The following is a 19,781-nucleotide window of genomic DNA, read 5'->3' as shown; positions in this document are numbered from 1 at the left end:
CTTCTCCCCGCGAGCGGGGAGAAGGTGAGGATGAGGGGCAGGCACCATCATTTGCAAGGATACCGACAGAGGTGGAATAGATCGCAAGGCACCAACTGCCCCTCATCCCCCTGCCGGGACCTTCTCCTCGTCAGAACGGGGAGAAGGAGCTCGTCATCCCGGACTTGACCCGGGACCCAATGGGAGAATGTGCAAGAGCGCGGCCCGGTTTTCATCCAGCCACCTCCCAATGCATCTTGACGCCATCCCGCGACCATGCGAAGAACCACCCATATTAATCGATAAATCCGGATATTTCGATAATGCAGAAAGTCGAAGCCATAGAAGCACTCGCCGCGCTCGGTCAGGAGACCCGGCTCGAAGTGTTCCGCCTGCTTGTCAAGGCGGGGCCCGAGGGGCTGCCGGCGGGGGAAGTCGCAGCGCGGCTGGGCGTTGTCCAGAACACCGCCTCCGCCCACCTCAAGATCCTGTCGCAGTCAGGCATGATCCGTGCGGAACGGGAAGGCCGCATCATTCGCTACTGCGCCGACATGACCGGGTTTCGCGATCTTCTCGCTTTCCTCATGGAGGATTGCTGCAACGGAAACCCCGATCTGTGCCGCCCCGCCATCGAGGCGGCGACCTGTCACTGCTAGGAGGCCTGAGCCATGAGTGATAAAACCTTCAACGTGCTCTTTTTGTGCACCGGAAATTCTGCCCGCTCCATCTTGGCCGAAGCGGTTTTGAACCGGGTCGCCGCCGGGCGCTTCAACGCTTATTCAGCCGGCTCGCAGCCCAAGGGTTCAGTCCATCCTTATGCGCTGGAACTGCTCGAGCGCATGAACCACGACATCGCCTTTGCACGCTCGAAAGACTGGGAGGAGTTCGCAACGCCGGATGCACCCAAGCTCGATTTCGTCTTCACGCTTTGCGACAGTGCGGCGCAGGAAGCCTGCCCTGTCTGGCCCGGCCAGCCGATGACGGCCCATTGGGGGCTGCCCGACCCGGCAGCGGTGACCGGAACAGAGGCCGAGAAGCACCTCGCTTTCGCCGACACCTATCGCATGCTCAACAACCGCATTTCCATTTTCACGGCGCTGCCGCTCGCCTCGCTCGACCGGCTGTCCCTGCAGCGCCGTCTGGATGATATCGGCCGCACACCGGCCCTCTCCGAATAGGAACACGTTGAATGACCGACCACATACTGAACCGCGATGAAGCTCCGGCGGGCGGCATCGGCTTCTTCGAAAAATACCTCTCCATCTGGGTGGCGCTGTGCATCATCGCCGGCATCGCCCTTGGCAACCTCATGCCCGGCCTGTTCGGCTTCCTCGCCTCGCTCGAATACGCCTCGGTCAATCTGGTCGTCGCCGTGCTCATCTGGGCCATGGTTTTCCCGATGATGGTCAATGTCGACTTCGCGAGCCTCAGCCATATCGGCGACCGGCCCAAGGGGCTCGTGCTGACGCTCGCCGTCAACTGGCTCATCAAGCCCTTCACCATGGCAGCACTCGGCGTCCTCTTCTTCGAATATGTCTTCGCGCCATGGATCGAGCCCGCCGACGCCCAGCAATACATTGCCGGCCTCATCCTTCTGGGTGCTGCCCCCTGCACGGCCATGGTTTTCGTGTGGAGCCAGCTCACCCGGGGAGACGCCACCTACACGCTCGTGCAGGTCTCGCTCAACGATGTGGTGATGATCTTCGCCTTCGCGCCCATCGTCGCGCTGCTGCTCGGCGTGACAGACATTTCCGTGCCGTGGGAGACGCTGCTTCTGGCCACCGGCCTCTATGTGGTGATCCCGCTCGTCGCCGGCTTCCTGACCCGGAAATGGCTGACCGGCCGCGCCTCGGGTGCGGAGGCGCAGAAGGCGGTCTCGGATTTCACCGCGTCGCTGAAACCCGTTTCCGTCATCGGCCTTCTGGTCACGGTCGTTCTGCTCTTCGGCTTCCAGGGGCATGTGATTGTCGAACGGCCGATCCTGATCGTGCTGATCGCGGTGCCGCTGCTGATCCAGTCCTACGGCATCTTCTTCCTGACCTATTTCGCCGCCCGCATCTGGAAGGTGCCGTTCAATGTCGCCGCGCCCTGCGCCCTCATCGGCACGTCGAACTTCTTCGAGCTTGCGGTTGCCGTCGCCATCAGCCTGTTTGGCTTGAATTCCGGTGCCGCCCTTGCCACGGTGGTCGGCGTTCTGGTCGAGGTGCCGGTGATGCTGTCGCTGGTGGCCTTTGCCAACCGCACCCGAGACTGGTTTCCCACGAGCTGAGCGAGACAAACATGACCGTCACCATCTATCACAATCCGAAATGCGGCACCTCGCGCAATGTGCTGGCCATGCTCCGCGAAGCCGGTGAAAAGCCTGAGGTGATCGAATATCTCAAGACCCCGCCCGGCCGCGAAAAACTGGTTTCGCTGATTGCCGCCATGGGCGTGTCGCCCCGCGCGATCCTGCGCCAGAAGGGCACGCCTTATGACGAGCTGGGTCTTGGTGAAGACAAGTGGAGCGATGACGAGCTGATCGACTTCATGGTCGAGCACCCGATCCTCATGAACCGGCCCATCGTGGAAACCCCGCTTGGCACAAAGCTCTGCCGCCCGTCCGAGACCGTGCTGGAGCTCCTGCCTGAGGGCGCGGTGAAGGCCTTCACCAAGGAAGACGGCGAGGTGGTGCGGTAGCACAGGCTGCGACGTGTTCGCGCGTTGACTTCTGCTCCGGGCCGGTTGAGAGTTTCGGCCCGTGAGCACGGATCGCAAGACACCGCCGCCGGCCATCCCCGCGCGGATATGGAAGATCGCCGCCGTCACCGGTGCCGGCGCGTTCATGGCGATGCTCGATTCCACGGTCGTCAATCTCGCGCTCGAAACGATACGGGAAGATCTCGCCACCACGCTGCCTTTGATCCAGTGGATTGCCACTGGGTATCTGGTCGCGCTGGCAATCTCCCTTCCGCTCGCCGCCTGGCTCGGAAACCGTTTCGGCTATGGCCGCCTTTGGGCGTTCAGCCTTGCGGGGTTCACGGGCGCATCGGTGCTCTGCGCCATTGCGCCCGGGCCATGGTCGTTGATCGCCGCCCGTTTTCTTCAGGGTCTCGCCGGTGGTCTCATGGTGCCGGCGGGACAGGCGATCATCGGTGCGACTGCAGGCCCCAGGCAGCTTGGCCGTATCATGGGCGCGCTTGGCCTTGTCGTTGCGCTGGGACCGGCCATCGGCCCGGCGATTGGCGGGCTCCTGCTCGATCATGCGTCATGGCGCTGGCTGTTCTGGATCAACGTTCCGGTCGGCGTTGCAGCGCTTCTTCTCGCAAAGGGGCTTGTGCCAGCCGGCGACCGGGACGAGACGCGGCGTCTCGATATTGCGGGTCTGCTTCTGCTCGGCGCCGGGCTGCCGCTCTTCCTCTATGGCGCCACCGAATTCGGCGCCGAAGGTCTCACACGCATCAATCTTGTCTGTGTCGTCGCCGGCCTCGTCCTCGTCGCAGGTTTCGTTGCAAACGCCACACGTGCGCGGCCACCACTTATCGACCTCTCGCTTCTTCGGCGGCCGGTCTTTGCCACGGCCACGCTCACAACCGGCCTGACCGGTGCCAACATGTATGGCGGGCTCCTGCTCCTGCCGCTTTACCTCCAGGTGATCGCGGCCCGCGACACGGTGGAGACCGGATTTCTGCTTTTAGCCATGGGGCTCGGCAGCGCTCTGGCCCTGCCGGTCGGCGGCGCGCTGACAGACCGTTTCGGCGCGGGACGGGTAACGCTCGCCGGCGCACTTGCGCTCCTCTTGAGCACATTGCCCTTCCTTCTGCCCACGCCGCTCCCGGCGCTTTGGCTGGCACCGCTTCTCGTCGTCAGGGGCATCGGCATGGCGCTTGGCCAGATGCCGGCCATGACGGCTGCCTACGCCGCCGCGCATAAAGAGGAAATGGGCGATGCGGCAACGCTGGTGAACATCGTTCAGCGTGTCGGCGGCGCAATCGGTGCTGTCCTGATCGTCGTTCTTCTCGCCCATGCGGATGGTGCCGGGGGGTATTTCAATGCGTTCGTGATGCTCTCGATCATCTCGGCGCTCACCATGCTTCTCGCCCTGGTCATGATGCGCCTGACGGCACGAGACGAGCGTGAGGCCGCTGCCGGCTGAGCGTTCGAAGCAAAGGGAATTTGACACTCCCCGCTGTACATTTGCCTCCGACACGCGTAGTAGGGCGCAAAAGCGTTGGTGAAATCGCCGCGCTGCGCGCCCTCCAGACCATCTGACACAGACGATCTCACAAAGCGCGCTCATTTCCGAAAGAAGATGAATGACCGAGTTCGAAGGCATTGTGCCAGCGCTTGGCCGGGCGTTGGACAAGCGCGGCTATACCGAATTGACCCAGGTTCAGAAGGCTGTTCTGGAACTGGAACCTGCAGGCGCCGATGCGCTTGTTTCCGCCCAGACCGGCTCCGGCAAGACCGTTGCCTTCGGCCTCGCGCTGGCACCAAGCCTGCTTGACGGCGCGGAAAGCTTTGACCGTGCCGCCGCTCCGCTCGGCCTCGCCGTTGCGCCCACGCGCGAACTGGCGCTTCAGGTCAAGCGCGAGCTGGAATGGCTTTACGCCGAAACCGGCGCCGTGATCGCCTCTTGTGTCGGCGGCATGGACATCCGCACCGAGCGTCGGGCGCTGGAGCGCGGTGCCCATATCGTCGTCGGCACACCCGGCCGCCTGTGCGACCACATCCGCCGCAATGCGCTCGACATGTCGGACCTGCGCGCCGTCGTTCTGGACGAGGCGGACGAAATGCTCGATCTCGGCTTCCGCGAGGATCTGGAGTTCATTCTGGATGCAGCACCCGCCGAGCGCCGCACGCTCATGTTTTCGGCAACCGTCTCGCGCACCATCGCCAATCTGGCGAAGAATTATCAGCGCGATGCGGTGCGCATCACCACGGCAGCCGAGCAGAAGCAGCACGGCGATATCGAGTATCGCGGCTTCCTCGCCATTCCGCAGGAGCGCGAAAACGCCATCATCAACGTGCTGCGCTATTACGAAGCGCGCAATGCGCTGGTGTTCTGCAACACGCGCGCCACGGTCAATCATCTGACCGCGCGGTTCAACAATCGCGGTTTCTCGGTCGTGGCCCTCTCAGGCGAGCTCAGCCAGAGCGAGCGCACCCATGCGCTGCAGGCCATGCGCGACGGGCGTGCCCGTGTCTGCGTGGCGACGGATGTTGCCGCCCGCGGTATCGACCTGCCCAATCTCGAGCTCGTGGTGCACGCGGATCTGCCAACCAACTCCGAAACGCTGTTGCACCGCTCGGGCCGCACCGGGCGGGCAGGGCGCAAGGGTGTGAGTGCGCTCATCGTTGCGCCCAATGGTCGCCGCCGTGCCGAGCGCCTTCTGCGCGATGCCAAGGTACGGCTTGAGTGGACCAGCCCACCCTCCGCCGACGAGGTTCTTCAACGCGATGACGAACGTCTGATGGCCGACCCGCATCTCGAGGACGCCATTCAGGACAACGAGACCGATTTCGTCAAAGCGCTTCTTGAAAAGCATGGCGCCGAACAGATCGCGGCGGCCTTTGTCCGGCTTCACCGTGCCAAGCTCTCCGCGCCGGAAGACGTGACCGAAGTGACCGTCCAGGATGGTGGCGGCATGCGCGAGGAACGCGCGCCGCGCCGTGAAGAGTTCGACGAGAGCGTCTGGTTTTCGCTGTCGGTTGGCCGCAAGCAGAATGCCGAGCCGCGCTGGCTCATCCCGCTTCTGTGTCGTGCCGGCGAAATCACCAAGCGCGAGATCGGCGCGATCAAGATGCAGCAGGACGAGACCTTCGTTCAGCTCGATGCCGCCTGTGTTGGCCGTTTCCTTGCCGCCATCGGCCCGCAAGCGGTTCTGGAGCGCAGCATCCGGGTTGTGCAATTGGATGGAGCGCCCGAACTTGCGGCGCGCGGCAATGGCCCAAAACCTTTTGCGGGAAAGCGCCGGCCGGCCGGCAAGCCGCATCGCAAGGGTGGCGAATGGCGCGACGATGCCAAGCCCTGGGCGAAGAAAGACGGCAAACCCGGCAAGCCGAAATTCGCCAAGCCCGCAGGCGGCAAGAAGAAGGCGCGCAAAAAGCCGGACTGACGCGAGCGTCTTCAGGAGACGAACAATGTTGCGCCGCAGCATCATCCGGGTTAAACACCGCGCATCCGCTTAGGACCCGGTGAAACTCCGGGTGGCTCTGCCGGCCGCTGATCCGCCGGCGCAACCTCGATCGTTTCTGTCTTTCCCGGCCGCAGAAGCCTGTCGGCGGTTGGGAGGTCATGTCTCCTGAAGGTTCCATGTTCTCGCTTTCCCATTACCGTGACGAATGGTTCGGCAATGTCCGGGCCGATCTCCTCTCCGGCCTCGTGGTCGCGCTTGCGCTCATCCCCGAAGCCATCGCCTTTTCCATCATTGCCGGTGTCGATCCCAAGGTCGGGCTCTACGCCTCCTTCTCCATCGCGGTCATCACGGCCATCGCCGGTGGCCGGCCGGGCATGATCTCGGCGGCGACCGCCGCCACCGCCGTGCTTATGGTCACGTTGGTCAAGGAGCACGGGCTGCAATATCTGCTCGCCGCCACGGTGCTGGCCGGCCTGTTGCAGATCGGGGCGGGGCTCTTGAAGCTCGGCCATCTGATGCGGTTCGTCTCGCGCTCGGTGATGACCGGCTTTGTCAACGCTCTCGCGATCCTGATCTTCATGGCGCAGCTGCCCGAGCTGATCGGCGTGCCGAACCTCACCTATGTGATGGTCGCCGCCGGCCTTGCCATCATCTATCTGTTTCCGCGTCTGACCAAGGCGATCCCGTCGCCGCTCATCTGCATCATCGTGCTGACCACGGTGTCCATCGCCTTCGGCCTCGATGTACGCACGGTGGGCGACATGGGCGAGCTGCCCTCCACCTTCCCGGTCTTCCTCATTCCGGACATTCCGCTCAATCTGGAAACGCTGCAGATCATCCTGCCCTATTCGGCGGCAGTGGCGGCGGTCGGGCTTCTGGAATCGCTTATGACGGCCTCGCTGGTTGATGAGCTCACCGACACGCAGAGCGACAAGAACCAGGAATGCATCGGACAGGGCCTTGCCAACACCGCCACCGGCTTCATCGGTGGCATGGCGGGCTGCGCCATGATCGGCCAGTCGATGATCAATGTGAAATCCGGCGGGCGCGGGCGTCTTTCCTGCTTTGTCGCCGGTGTCTTTCTCCTGTTCATGATCGTCATCCTGGGTGAATGGGTACGGCAGATCCCGATGCCCGCACTTGTCGCCATCATGATCATGGTCTCGATCGGCACCTTCTCATGGTCGTCGATCAAGAACCTGCGCGAGCACCCGCTGTCGTCTTCCGTGGTCATGCTCGCCACGGTCGTCTGCGTGGTCGCAACCCACAATCTCGCCATTGGCGTGCTGGTCGGCGTGCTTCTCTCCGGCATCTTCTTCGCGGGCAAGATCGCGCAGATCTTCCGCGTCACCTCCACCCTGTCGGAAGACGGGCGCGAGCGCACCTACCGCGTCGAAGGTCAGCTTTTCTTCGCATCCGTTGAGGACTTCAACGCCGCCTTCGATTTCAAGGAGGGGCTGGACAAGGTCACCATCGATGTTTCGCGCGCGCATATCTGGGACATTTCCAGTGTTGGCGCACTGGACATGATCGTGCTCAAATTCCGCCGCGACGGTGCCGAGGTGGAAATCATCGGCATGAACGAGGCCAGCGAAACCATCGTCGACAAGCTTGGCATTCACGACAAGCCGGGCGCGCTCGAAAAGCTGATGGGCCATTAGATCGCCGTGCGTCCTTTTGGACGCACAAAGGACGATCTGAATTTTTAATTGAGCATCGGTATACCCGAAAACCGGGTTCCACTTTTCGGCCCGATGCTACTGGAGGGGACAATGTCAAAGATCACCGCATTCATCGATGGCTCCATCTATGCGCAGAGCGTGTGCGAACACGCGGCATGGATCGCCGGCAGGCTCGAAGCCTCCGTGGAGCTTCTCCATGTGCTTGGTCGCCGTGAGACGGGCAGCGCCCCGTCCGATCTCTCCGGTAACATCGCGCTTGGCGCGCGGTCATCGCTTCTGAAGGAGCTGTCCGAGCTTGACGAGCAGCGCGCGCGCCTTGCCATGAAGCGCGGCCGTGCCATCCTCGAAGATGGCGAGGCTGCCGTGCGCGCCGCCGGCATCGAAAAGGTCTCGGGCCGCATTCGCCATGGCGATGTGGTCGAGACGGTGGCCGAAGTGGAGGAGGATTCCGACCTTCTGGTGATCGGCAAGCGCGGCGAGGCGGCAGATTTTGCAAAACTCCACCTCGGCTCCAATCTCGAGCGCGTGGTGCGCTCGAGCCATCGCCCAGTCTTCGTCGCCAACCGCGCCTTCAAGCCGATCGAAAAGGTGCTCGTCGCCTATGACGGCGGCGCAAGCAGCATGAAGGCGGTGGACGCCATGGCGCGCTCACCGCTCTTTGCCGACCTCTCTGTCAAGCTTCTCACGGTGGGAAGCGACACCAGCGAGGCGCGCAATCGTCTCGCCGATGCCGAAGCGGTGCTGCGCGGCGGCGGTATCGAGGCGACAAGCGAGGTGCTGCCCGGCCAGCCCGAGACGGTCATCTCCGAGCGTGTCGAGAACGAGAATTTCGGTCTGCTCGTCATGGGCGCCTATGGCCACTCGCGCATCCGCAGCCTGATCATCGGGTCCACGACGGAGGCGATGCTGAGAGCTTGTCTGATACCTGTAATGCTTTATCGTTAGGGTTGAAATTCAACCATAGCGGGCGGGAATGATGTTTGCAGCGCATTTCATCAGCAAGATTGATGAGAATATGTCAGTTCTCAAAATGCCGATCTATGAAAGCGGCTATTGGGACCTCAAGCCTGATGAAGCAGAATGCCTGAAAGGTGGCCGCGCTTATTTTCACCAAACCAAGCAAGATAGCTCCTACATTGGCGGGAAGGTTCTGGACTGGCGCAAAGAGGAAACGGATGCTGCACATTCCGAGCGGATCGTTTTCACCTTCGAAGCCGATTTTGACGGTCGCGGCAAACCATGGCGTGGCCGGGATCATTCGATGGCTTGGTGGAGTGGATTGGTGTCAGATTGATCTGTCGAAATTAGCATCATACCAAAAGGACGAATGAAGTGGCCGAAACCTTCGTCATCGCCCAGGGCGGCGGTCCCACCGCCGTCATCAACCAGACTGTTGCCGGCGCTGCGCTGGAAGCCATGAAGCTCTACCCCGGCTGCCGGGTGCTCGGTGCTTTGCATGGCGTGCGGGGCATCCGCGACGGTCGCTTCGTCACCCTGTCCGAGCTTTCCGAGACCGAGCTTCTGCGCATCGCCGCCACGCCGAGTGCGGTGCTCGGCTCCACTCGCGACAAGCCTGACGCGGCCTATTGCGAAGAGATCATGAAAGGCCTGAAGGACGTCGGCGCCGACGCCTTCATCAATATCGGCGGCAACGACACGTCCGGCACGCAGGCCATTCTCCGCGATGCTTCCGGCGGTGGCATGACCTTCATGCACGCGCCAAAGACCATCGACAACGATTTGATGGAAAACGACCACACGCCGGGCTTCATCTCGGCCGGTGAAATGGTGGCCGGCGCCTTCCTGAGCATCGATCTCGATTTCCGCGCTCTGCCGGGTGTCTATGTCGGCATCGTGATGGGTCGCCATGCAGGCTTTCTCACGGCAGCCGCTGCCGCCTGGGCGCTCGATGAGGAAAGCGGCCCGCATCTCGTCTATGTGCCTGAGCGCGCCTTCGAACGCGCCCGCTTCATCGAGGATGTCAAGGCGACTGTCGCCCGCCACGGGCGCTGTGTCGTGGCCATGTCGGAGGGTGTCTCCGATGCCGACGGTCGATCGCTCGTTGAAACGCTCGTGCCCGCCGAGATGCAGGAGCGCGATGCCCACGGCAATCTCAAGCTCTCCGGCAGCGATCTTGGACAGGCGATCGAGCGCATTCTGGCCGAGGATCTCGCGGGCCAGCGCGCCCGCGTCGACACGTTCGGCTATCTGCCGCGCGGCAACATCGCCACGATCAGCGAGACCGACGCGCGAGAGGCTTTCGAGGCCGGCGCTTTCGCTGTCCGTTCGGTGGAAAAGGGCGATGGATCCGTCGCACTCCAGTTCGATGGCGAAAGGACCGTGTGCCGTCTGGTCGATCTCGACGCCGTTGCCGGCAAGACGCGCCACATGCCCGAGACCTATCTCAAGCCGGATGAAAACCGACTGTCAGACGAGGGCCTCGCCTATCTGCACCGCCTCCTGCCACGCCGCTACGATCCGGCGACGCCGTTCGTGTAAGCCTCGCTTTCGTGGATCGTGTCGCGCTTGCGGTGGTGAGACGTTGGAGGTCTAGCGCTTGCGAACGAATTCCGTGCGCAGAACGAGACCCTTGATGCCTTCATGACGGCAGTCGATCTCATCCTTGTTGTCCGTCAGGCGGATCGTCTTGATCACCGTTCCGCGTTTCAGCGTCTGGCCCGCGCCCTTGACCTTCAAATCCTTGATCAGCGTCACGGAATCGCCATCCGCCAGCGGATTGCCTTCAGCGTCGACGACCGCGCCGCGCTGCGCCTCAAGCGCTTTCATTTCCGAAGCCGGCATCCACTCGCCGGTTACCTCGTCATACACATAATCGTCATCGCTGTCGGACATATCGCGCCTTTCTGAAGCCGGGGTTCCGGCATATCGACAGCGCGTCCCTTACTCCAACCATGCGATCTTGGCCACTCTCTTGAATGAATGGTCAGCAGGCCGCGCTGTGGCGCCGGTTCAGTTTTCCTGTTCGAGATCGGTGATCAGGCTCTTCATCTCATCGATCTCACGCAATTGAGCATCGATGATCTCGTCAGCCAGTTCCCGCACGCGCGGGTCTGAAATATTGGCGCGCCTGCTGGTGAGGATGGCGATTGAGTGGTGTGGGATCATCGCCTTCATGTAGTCAACGTCATCCACGGTCGTCTGGTTGCGCACCAGCCAAAGCGATAGTGCAAACACGATGACGGAACCCGCGACGAAGGCAAGATTGGCTGCGGAGTTTTGATACATGCTCCACATGAAGCCGAGCATGACGAGAGCCATGGTCGCCCCCATCAGCAGTGCCATCCAGGCCCGTGTTTCGCTCCAGAATATGTGATCGAACGCATATGTATTGAGATACATCAGACCAAGCATGACGATCGTCGACGTTCCGATCATCGCGGCAAACCGGCCATAGGACATGGATCTGGGCTCCCTTCTCCGATCCGGATGTCCTTTCAACTCGCACCGGGGGGCGAGGTTCCTCAGCCCGTTCGTCCGGATTACTGCCGGACGAAGGTTCCGTCATTGTACGCGTTGAAATATTCCACACGCACCTCATTGGCCAACGCGCCATCGATCGAAAACGGAACCGATGAAACCGATCCCGGCATGGCGTTCTCGTTCAGCGGGTCAAAGACGAACTCGTCGCCCGTCCAGTGTTCGAGCTGGAAGGTGCTGGGTGTGCCTTCCACGGTCATGGTGAGGCCGCCTTCGGTTTCTTCGACAACGAGATTGCCGAAATAATCATTGGTAAAGGTGCCGGTGTAGTCCGCGAGTTCGCGTGCCGGCTTTGCGTCCTTCGGCGCTTCCTGTCCGGCAAGTTTTCCCACCGGGTCCAGCATTGGGCCGAAGAGCACGGGATACATGGCCAGCCAGTCGCGCTGGATCTCGCCAAACTGTACAAGATCCATGAAGCTCATGGAGATGCCTTCGGCAAGTCCGATTGGCTGTGCGTTTGTCAGGACCACAATGCCGACATCGGCCGACGGGATCATGATGTAATTGGTGGCGGCACCCAGCGCAAAGGCGCCCGAATGGCTCAGCATCACGCGGCCTGCAGGCGAGACGCTCACCCCGAAGCCGTAGCCGTAAAAACCTGCGCGGGCAGCGGGCGTGGCGGGGTGGCCCGACACTGCCTGCGGGCTGAGTGCCGGCAGAAGTGCTGCTGCGTCCACGATCTGCTCGCCCTTATACGCGCCATCGCCGAGCACCATGCGCATCCATTTGGCCATGTCGTTCACACTGGCGCTCACACCGCCGGCCGGTGACTGCGGATCGGGATCGCGCTGGAAACGCACCTCCCAGGTTTTGCCCTTGCGCACGTGGTTGTAGACGCGGTTGTCGCGCGCCAGAAAATCGCTCAGCCTTGAAGAAGTGTGCTCCATGCCCAGCGGCTTGTAGATCGCGTCTTCGCTCAGCGTCGCCCAGTCTTTGCCGGCCACGCCGGCCACGGCTTCGGCTGCAGCCGTCAGCCCGAAATTCGTATACGCGTATTGGAGGCGGAGTGCGCCGGTTTCCAGATAGCGCAGCTGTTCCAGAATGATCTTCTGCGGATAGCCCAGATCTTCAAGATCGTCGCCTGCGTGATCCGGCAGGCCCGAGCGGTGCGCATAAAGATCGCCCACGGTGAGGAGCGCCGTGCTGTCAGGATTGGACAGCTTGAACCAGGGCAGGATGGCCGACATCGGCGTGTCCCAGTGGACGAGACCCTTGCCCACCTGATTTGCAACCACGGTTGCGCCTACGGACTTGGAAAGCGATGCGAGCTGAAAGACCGTGTCCGTGTCGACAGCGTCCTTCTCTCCCGCCTTGCGCACGCCATAGCCTTTGGCAAACAGAACCTTATCCTTGCGCACCACTGCGACGGCAAGGCCGGGAACCCCGGTCTCCTTCATGGCCTGTTCGATCAAGCCGTCGAGAGCTTCTACCGCTTTGTCGATCTGCCCTTCCGGTATGGCAATGCCCGCTGTCTGTGCAGGTGGCGGGAGGTCGCTGGCCCTGGCGGTTGCTGGTGCGGCAAGCAAGGCCAGCGCGGCTGCTCCTGCGAGAATGCGGTGTGCCATCGATGAATCCCCCTTGTGAACCGGTATCCCCTTCCGTTCTCATGGCAAGACTTTAACGAAAGTAAAACGACCGGCTCAGCAAAAGAGATGTCTTTCCTTCTCCACCAGTTCGCCGATAAAGGCCGATGCAACCTGGATCCGGCGCATGGGACGCATGGATTCGTGATAGACCGTCCAGTAACTGCGGCGGATCGGATTGCCCAGATTGAGCGCGATCAGGTCATCATGCTCACGCGCGATGAATTTGTGAAGTATGCCGATGCCGGCACCCGATCGCACGGCCTCCACCTGGCCCATGGCTGAAGAAACGGCAAATGTGGCATTCCAGTTTTCCGAAATCTCCGCAGCGTAGTCGAGCGTCGGGCTAAACACGAGATCGGGCACATACCCGACCAGGCGGTGACGACCAAGGTCGCTTCTGGATTCCGGCAGGCCGTGTTTTTCAGCATAGCTGCGAGAAGCGTACGGGCCCAGCGTGTAATCGACCAGCTTGGCCGCCACCAGCCGCCCTTCGGTTGGCCGGTCGACCGTAACGGCGATATCGGCTTCACGGCGTGAAAGCGAAAAGGAACGGGGGACGGGCACAAGCTGGACGGAGAGGCCTGGATACCGCTCGGCAAGTGCTCCAAGCCGGGATGCGAGAAACGCGACACCAAACCCGTCGGGCGCGCCAACCCGCACAATTCCCGACACGTCTTCACTCTCTCCGGCGATGTCCGCCCGAGCAGCGATCATATCGGCTTCCATGCGCTCTGCGGTGGCCTGCAACTGCTCGCCCGCCGCGGTGAGTTCGGTTCCCGTCGTCAGCCGGTGAAACAGTTTCGCGCCTATGGAATTCTCAAGTGCGGCGACCCGACGCGAGACAGTTGCGTGATTGAGGCCGAGCCTCTTGGCAGCACCGAGAATTTGCCCCGCCCGGGCAACCGCCAGAAAAACGCGCACATCGTCCCAATTCATTCCAGCCTCCCGCTTTCGACATTTTTGCACGCGACATAATATTTCGCCATTAATTTTTGCACAACGGCTGCTGTCAACGTCGCGTTGCAATTCCACGTTCGAGTGAAGAGAATGGGCGACGATAAAATCAGGGAGAGACCTCATGGAGGATTTCGGTCATTTCATCGGTGGCAAGCGTGTCGCCGGCACCAGCGGGCGCAGTCAGAATGTGATGCAGCCCATGGATGGGTCCGTGCGGGGCAGTGTCGCTCTGGCCAGTGCGGCAGAGTTGCGTGCTGCCGTCGAGAACGCGAAAGCGGCCCAGCCGGCGTGGGCGAAGACCAATCCGCAGCGCCGCGTGCGTGTGCTCATGAAGTTTCTGGAGCTCGTCCATCGGGAGTATGACGAACTTGCCGAGCTTCTGGCGCGGGAACACGGCAAGACGATCCCGGATGCCAAGGGTGACATTCAGCGCGGGCTCGAAGTGGTCGAGGTCTGCATCGGTGCCCCGCACATGATGAAGGGTGAATACACCGAAGGCGCCGGCCCGGGCATTGATGTCTATTCCATGCGCCAGCCGCTCGGTGTCGTCGCCGGCATAACACCGTTCAACTTTCCAGCCATGATCCCGCTTTGGAAGATTGCCCCAGCCATCGCGAGTGGCAATGCGTTCATTCTGAAGCCGTCGGAACGCGATCCGGGCGTGCCAATGCGCATTGCGGAGCTCTTCATTGAGGCCGGCCTGCCAGCGGGCATTCTCAATGTCGTCAATGGCGACAAGGAAGCCGTGGATGCCATCCTCGATGACCCTGACATCAAGGCCGTCGGCTTCGTCGGCTCGACGCCGATTGCGCAGTACATCTACAGTCGCGCTACTGCCAATGGAAAGCGCGCTCAATGCTTCGGCGGCGCGAAAAACCATCTGATCATCATGCCCGATGCCGACATGGACCAGACGGTCGATGCGCTGATCGGCGCCGGCTATGGCTCCGCCGGCGAGCGTTGCATGGCGGTCTCGGTGGCCGTTCCCGTTGGCAAGGAAACGGCCGACAGGCTGGTTGAAAAGCTTGTTCCGCGGGTCGAAAGCCTGAAGGTGGGGCCGTCAACGGATGCGGCCGCCGATCTCGGCCCCCTTGTCACCCAACAGGCGCTGGAGCGTGTGAAGGGCTATGTCGATCTTGGCGTCAAGGAAGGGGCAAAGCTCCTGGTCGATGGACGCGATTTCAGGATGCAGGGCTATGAGGACGGCTACTATATGGGCGGCTGCCTCTTCGACAATGTCACAAAGGACATGCGCATCTACAAGGAAGAGATTTTCGGCCCCGTGCTTTCGGTCGTCCGGGCCAATACCTATGAAGAGGCGCTGGCGCTGCCGAATGATCATGAATATGGCAATGGCGTTGCGATCTTCACCCGCGATGGTGATGCGGCGCGCGACTTCGCAGCCCGTGTCGATGTCGGCATGGTGGGTGTGAATGTCCCCATCCCCGTGCCGATCGCGTATTATACTTTCGGAGGGTGGAAGGCTTCGGCCTTCGGCGATCTGAACCAGCATGGGCCGGATGCGTTCCGCTTCTACACCAAGACCAAGACGGTCACCTCGCGCTGGCCGTCTGGTGTGAAGGATGGCGCCGAATTCGTCATCCCGACAATGAATTAAGCGGGTTTTCCGACCCATTTTCCTTGTTCTTGAGAAGCCCGCACCGGTGGCCGGTGCGGGCTTTTCGTTTGCCGATGCATATGGAACCGTTTTGTTCTTTTTTGTCTCAAACTTGCAATATTGATGCGTGAAAGCGGCATATCTCGAGAGAATTCGCGAGAAGCACTCACTTTTTTTCCTTCAATGCAATGACATTGCATTGGTCCGGTGCTAGCTTCCCGCGTCAACAAGAGCCGGAAAAACCGGCCTTCGGTTTGGAGCCGGTCGTGGGAAATTTGCCGTTGCAATCGGGCGTCATTCCTCTACGACTATCAAGGGGAAAGAATAAGAAATGCGTCTGAAAGGCGACATTTCAGGGGAGTTGCATATCACATGGAATATTTCGTCCAGCAGCTTATCAACGGGCTGACGCTGGGTTCCATCTATGGGCTGATCGCCATTGGCTACACCATGGTCTATGGCATCATCGGAATGATCAATTTCGCGCATGGCGATGTCTTCATGATTGGCGCGTTCATCGCTCTGGCGATGTTCCTGATCCTGACGACCGTGTTCGGTTTTGTGTTTCTGCCTGTGGTGTTGCTCATCGTGCTCATCGTGGCCATGATCTTCACGTCTGCCTGGGGGTGGACCGTCGAGCGGCTTGCATACAGACCCCTTCGCGGTTCGTTCCGTCTGGCTCCATTGATCACCGCAATCGGCATGTCGATCGTTCTGCAGAACTTCGTGCAGATCACGCAGGGCGCGCGCGTCAAGCCGCTGCCGCCGCAGATCCAGGGCGGCATAACGCTGATGGAAGGAAGTGCGACCGGCATTTCGGTTCAGCTTTCCTATATGCAGATCATCATCATCCTGACGACCATTGCACTGATGGCAGGCTTCACGCTTCTCATCACGCGTACGCCGCTCGGTCGAGCCCAGCGCGCCTGTGAGCAGGACCGCAAGATGGCTGCGCTTCTCGGTATCAATGTCGATCGGACCATTTCCCTGACCTTCGTCATGGGCGCGGCACTTGCCGCCGTGGCGGGCCTGATGTTCGTGCTGCTCTACGGCGTGATCGACTTTTACATCGGGTTCCTGGCGGGCGTTAAGGCCTTCACCGCGGCGGTTCTCGGTGGCATCGGTTCGCTTCCCGGCGCCATGCTGGGCGGTCTTCTGATCGGTCTCATTGAGGTGTTCTGGTCGGGCTATTTCTCGGTCGAATACAAGGACGTTGCGGCGTTCTCGATCCTGGCAATCGTGCTGATCTTCCTGCCTTCCGGTCTTCTCGGGCAGCCTGAAGTGGAGAAGGTCTGATGGCAGTGAACGGTTCGAACAAGACGGTCGGTGCACAGCAGAACGACCCCAATTCCTTTGCCGCTTCGCTCAAGGATGCCGCCATGGCAGGTTTCCTTGTCGCGGTGCTCGGCTTCTTCTTCATCGGCATACGCACTGACATCGCTCCCGGCGGTCTCGATCTCAAGATGCGCTGGGGGGCCTGGATCATCTCGATCCTCGTTGTCTTCGCGGGCCGGCTGCTGCTCAATCTCTTCGTGCTGCGGACGGACAGTCCGGTCACGCGGAAGATTGCCGGTGCCATGCCCAGCGGTTCGCGGTTTGCCGGAACGGGCAAATGGCTCATGCGGGCGCTCTTCGCCTTCGCACTCATTCTGCCCTTCTTCTTCACCACCTTCTTCCCGGGCAAGGATCGCCAGTTCATCGATCTGGCCATCCTGATCATGACCTACATCATGCTCGGCTGGGGGTTGAATATCGTGGTTGGCCTCGCCGGTCTGCTTGATCTTGGTTACGTGGCCTTCTACGCGGTCGGTGCCTATTCTTTCGCGCTGCTCGCGCAATATCTCGACATCGGCTTCTGGTTCGCCCTGCCGCTCGCTGGCATTTTGGCGGCCTGCTGGGGCATCGTGCTCGGCTTTCCGGTGCTCAGATTGCGCGGCGATTATCTCGCGATCGTGACGTTGGCTTTCGGCGAAATCATCCGCGTCGTTCTGCTGAACTGGTATGAGTTCACGAATGGCCCAGATGGCATTTCGGGCATTCCGAAACCGACATTCTTCGGCCTGGAACTCAAGCGGGGCGAGGGCGGTTTTGCCGATTTCTTCGGCATTGCCTACGATCCGATCCAGCGCTTCATTTTCCTCTACTACATCATCTTCGTTCTGGCGCTGATCACCAACTTCGTGACCATGCGTCTGCGCCGCCTGCCCATCGGGCGCGCCTGGGAGGCACTGCGCGAGGATGAGATTGCGTGCCGCTCGCTCGGCATCAACACGCGCAACACAAAGCTCACGGCCTTTTCCATAGGCGCCATGTTCGGCGGGTTTGCGGGCTCGTTCTTTGCCACACGGCAGGGCTTCATTTCGCCCGAGAGCTTCACCTTCCTGGAATCGGCGATCATCCTCGCCATCGTGGTTCTGGGTGGTCTCGGCTCGCAGGTGGGTGTGGTGATTGCATCGATCGTGATGATCGGCGGTATCGAGATGCTGCGCAATCTCGGCTTCCTTCAGCAGGTCTTCGGCTCCGGTTTCGATCCGGTGCAGTATCGCATGCTGATCTTCGGCCTTGCCATGGTGCTTATCATGGTGTGGAAGCCGCGCGGTCTGATCTCGACCCGCGAACCCTCCGTGGTTCTGAAGGAAAAGAAACGTATCGGCGCCGATATGGTGGCTCAGGGTGAGGGACACTGATGGACGCGGCAACGACTATGAAAAACTCTGATAAGTCGACGCCAAACTGGGATCGGGATCCGGTTCTCAGCGTCGAGCATCTGACCATGCGTTTCGGCGGCCTCGTGGCCGTCGGAGACTTGTCCTTCAATGTCGGTCGGGGCGACATCACCGCCCTGATCGGACCCAACGGCGCGGGCAAGACCACGGTCTTCAACTGCGTCACCGGCTTCTACAAACCGACCGAGGGCCGCATCGTGATGCGGCACGGGCCGGGCCGGCAGCAGGAGGACGTGGAAACGCTGACCGATAGCGGCCAGCGCTGGAAGACCACCGGAAACGGCGCCGTATACCTGCTCGAGCGCATGCCCGATCACGAGATCTCGCACAAGGCCAGGGTGGCACGCACATTCCAGAACATCCGCCTGTTCGGCGGCATGACCGTTCTGGAAAACCTGTTGGTCGCCCAGCACAACCCGTTGATGGTGGCCTCCGGTTTCTCCATCGGCGGCATTCTGGGGCTGCCGAGCTACAAGAAGGCGCAGCAGGAGGCCGTCGACAGGGCGGTGTACTGGCTCGAGCATACAAATCTCATCGATCGTGCGGATGATCCGGCGGCCGACCTTCCCTATGGCGCGCAGCGCCGTCTGGAGATCGCACGCGCCATGTGCACTAAGCCGCAGCTTCTTTGCCTGGACGAGCCTGCGGCGGGCCTCAACCCGCGTGAATCCGCCGAGCTCAACGAGCTGCTGAAATACATCCGCGACGAGCACAAGGTCTCGGTTCTCTTGATCGAACACGACATGGGCGTGGTGATGGAAATCTCCGACCATGTGATCGTGCTCGATTACGGCGTGAAGATCTCTGACGGTCCGGCCGAGTTCGTCAAGAACGATCCGAAGGTCATTGCCGCCTATCTGGGTGTCGATGACGAGGATGAAATCGATATGCCGGAAGTGCGGGAGGACCTTGAAAAGGCATCCTCAGCCGGCTCGAAGAAAAAGACGACGAAAACAGGCACTTCATCTGCAGGGGCACCCGCCAAGGATGCTGCTTCCAAAGGCACCACCAGGAAGAGCTCATCGACGAAGGCCACGGCAACCAAAGCTTCTGGCAGCAAATCTGCCGCCGGGAAAGCGGGGGGCACCGGGGCGGCCCCCACAAGAAAGGCCACCTCAAAGGCGTCGGTCAGTGGGGCGGCTTCGGTCGCTGCTAAGCCTTCCAGGAAGGCTGCTGCACCGAAAGCATCCACGCCGCCTGCAAAGGCGTCCAAGTCCTCGAACGGCGCAACCTCCGCCTCTGCTTTCGTGGGGGATACCCCCCCTGCAGGCAGCGCTTCTGCCGGCCGAAAAACCGCCACCAAACCGGCATCGGGCCAGGCCGCTGCAAAGTCCAAAGCAGCGGCAAAGCCCAAAACCGCCGCGAAACCGAAAGCCGCAGCAGCGGCCAAGGCCGCACCCGCCGCCAGCGAGGTCAGGATCGCCAATGCCGGCGATTATCCGGGCAGCCAGCCGCACGGCACCAGGAAGCCGCGTGAAGGTGGCGCGAACAATCTCACCCGCGTGAAGGGCATCGGGCCGGCCAATGAGAAAAAGCTGAACGCGCTCGGCATCTGGCATTTCGACCAGATAGCCGCGTGGAAGAAGGCAGAGGTGCAATGGGTTGGTTCCTATCTC

The 19,781-nt window shown here is 61.3% G+C and carries 17 protein-coding genes, 1 pseudogene and 1 other annotated feature; of the genes and pseudogenes, 14 read left to right on the top strand and 4 right to left on the bottom strand.

From position 1 onward, the window contains the following. Positions 1–302 precede the first annotated feature (302 nt). The 10 genes from KW403_RS05990 (at position 303) to KW403_RS05945 (ending at position 10,279) form a co-directional block, all read left to right on the top strand. A complete protein-coding gene (locus KW403_RS05990; protein ID WP_223021819.1) occupies positions 303–635 on the top strand; it encodes an ArsR/SmtB family transcription factor in 333 nt (110 codons plus the stop codon). A 12-nt stretch (positions 636–647) separates the two neighbouring features. Continuing rightward, complete coding sequence (locus tag KW403_RS05985) at positions 648–1,157, top strand: arsenate reductase ArsC (protein WP_223021818.1); 510 nt, start codon at positions 648–650, stop codon at positions 1,155–1,157. 11 nt (positions 1,158–1,168) lie between these two features. Further along, a complete protein-coding gene (gene arsB, locus KW403_RS05980; RefSeq protein ID WP_223021817.1) occupies positions 1,169–2,248 on the top strand; it encodes an ACR3 family arsenite efflux transporter in 1,080 nt (359 codons plus the stop codon). An 11-nt stretch (positions 2,249–2,259) separates the two neighbouring features. Then, positions 2,260–2,658 carry an arsenate reductase (glutaredoxin) gene (gene arsC / locus KW403_RS05975; protein WP_223021816.1) on the top strand — a complete coding sequence of 133 codons (399 nt, stop codon included), beginning with the start codon at positions 2,260–2,262 and terminating at the stop codon, positions 2,656–2,658. A 61-nt stretch (positions 2,659–2,719) separates the two neighbouring features. Next, complete coding sequence (locus KW403_RS05970; protein WP_223021815.1) at positions 2,720–4,114, top strand: DHA2 family efflux MFS transporter permease subunit; 1,395 nt, start codon at positions 2,720–2,722, stop codon at positions 4,112–4,114. Positions 4,115–4,274: 160 nt separating this feature from the next. After that, a complete protein-coding gene (locus tag KW403_RS05965) occupies positions 4,275–6,077 on the top strand; it encodes a DEAD/DEAH box helicase (protein ID WP_223021814.1) in 1,803 nt (600 codons plus the stop codon). Between the two features lie 69 nt (positions 6,078–6,146). Continuing rightward, positions 6,147–6,202, top strand: a sequence feature (sul1 is cis-regulatory element that is thought to sense ions involved in sulfur or methionine metabolism; They are found in Alphaproteobacteria). Between the two features lie 72 nt (positions 6,203–6,274). Then, positions 6,275–7,759: a SulP family inorganic anion transporter gene (locus KW403_RS05960; RefSeq protein WP_223022459.1), complete on the top strand. Its 1,485-nt coding sequence runs from the start codon at positions 6,275–6,277 to the stop codon at positions 7,757–7,759. A 111-nt stretch (positions 7,760–7,870) separates the two neighbouring features. Further along, positions 7,871–8,725, top strand: coding sequence for a universal stress protein (locus tag KW403_RS05955; RefSeq protein ID WP_223021813.1), 855 nt, complete (start codon positions 7,871–7,873; stop codon positions 8,723–8,725). Between the two features lie 28 nt (positions 8,726–8,753). Continuing rightward, on the top strand, positions 8,754–9,074 hold the full coding sequence (locus KW403_RS05950) for a hypothetical protein (protein WP_223021812.1): 321 nt from the start codon (positions 8,754–8,756) through the stop codon (positions 9,072–9,074). Between the two features lie 38 nt (positions 9,075–9,112). Next, positions 9,113–10,279: a diphosphate--fructose-6-phosphate 1-phosphotransferase gene (locus tag KW403_RS05945; protein WP_223021811.1), complete on the top strand. Its 1,167-nt coding sequence runs from the start codon at positions 9,113–9,115 to the stop codon at positions 10,277–10,279. A gap of 51 nt (positions 10,280–10,330) precedes the next feature. Here KW403_RS05945 and KW403_RS05940 read toward each other — a convergent pair whose 3' ends face one another. The 4 genes from KW403_RS05940 to KW403_RS05925 form a co-directional block, all read right to left on the bottom strand. Further along, positions 10,331–10,633, bottom strand: a complete 303-nt coding sequence (locus KW403_RS05940; protein WP_223021810.1) for an alkylphosphonate utilization protein — start codon at positions 10,631–10,633, stop codon at positions 10,331–10,333. A gap of 117 nt (positions 10,634–10,750) precedes the next feature. After that, the gene (locus tag KW403_RS05935; RefSeq protein WP_223021809.1) at positions 10,751–11,200 is read right to left on the bottom strand and encodes a DUF305 domain-containing protein; all 450 of its coding nucleotides are present in this window, start codon (positions 11,198–11,200) and stop codon (positions 10,751–10,753) included. Positions 11,201–11,280: 80 nt separating this feature from the next. Beyond that, positions 11,281–12,843 (bottom strand): serine hydrolase, encoded by a 1,563-nt coding sequence (locus KW403_RS05930; RefSeq protein WP_223021808.1) that lies wholly within the window; start codon positions 12,841–12,843, stop codon positions 11,281–11,283. Between the two features lie 75 nt (positions 12,844–12,918). Continuing rightward, entirely contained in the window at positions 12,919–13,800 is an 882-nt protein-coding gene (locus KW403_RS05925) for a LysR family transcriptional regulator (protein ID WP_223021807.1), read from the bottom strand. 142 nt (positions 13,801–13,942) lie between these two features. On the opposite strand from KW403_RS05925, the gene KW403_RS05920 reads away from it, so the two are divergent. From KW403_RS05920 to KW403_RS19485, 4 genes and pseudogenes are all read left to right on the top strand, one after another. Further along, positions 13,943–15,439: a CoA-acylating methylmalonate-semialdehyde dehydrogenase gene (locus KW403_RS05920; protein ID WP_223021806.1), complete on the top strand. Its 1,497-nt coding sequence runs from the start codon at positions 13,943–13,945 to the stop codon at positions 15,437–15,439. Between the two features lie 372 nt (positions 15,440–15,811). Beyond that, complete coding sequence (locus tag KW403_RS05915; RefSeq protein ID WP_223021805.1) at positions 15,812–16,735, top strand: ABC transporter permease subunit; 924 nt, start codon at positions 15,812–15,814, stop codon at positions 16,733–16,735. Beyond that, the gene (gene livM, locus KW403_RS05910) at positions 16,735–18,126 is read left to right on the top strand and encodes a high-affinity branched-chain amino acid ABC transporter permease LivM (RefSeq protein WP_223021804.1); all 1,392 of its coding nucleotides are present in this window, start codon (positions 16,735–16,737) and stop codon (positions 18,124–18,126) included. The genes KW403_RS05915 and livM overlap by 1 nt, the downstream gene beginning before the upstream one ends. 17 nt (positions 18,127–18,143) lie before the next feature. Further along, positions 18,144–19,047, top strand: a pseudogene (locus tag KW403_RS19485) (ABC transporter ATP-binding protein); the annotation flags it as partial. Positions 19,048–19,781: the final 734 nt, after the last annotated feature.

This window comes from Nitratireductor kimnyeongensis, assembly GCF_019891395.1.
Classification (GTDB): Bacteria; Pseudomonadota; Alphaproteobacteria; order Rhizobiales; family Rhizobiaceae; genus Nitratireductor; species Nitratireductor kimnyeongensis.
This window is presented reverse-complemented; position numbering and strand designations above follow the sequence as displayed.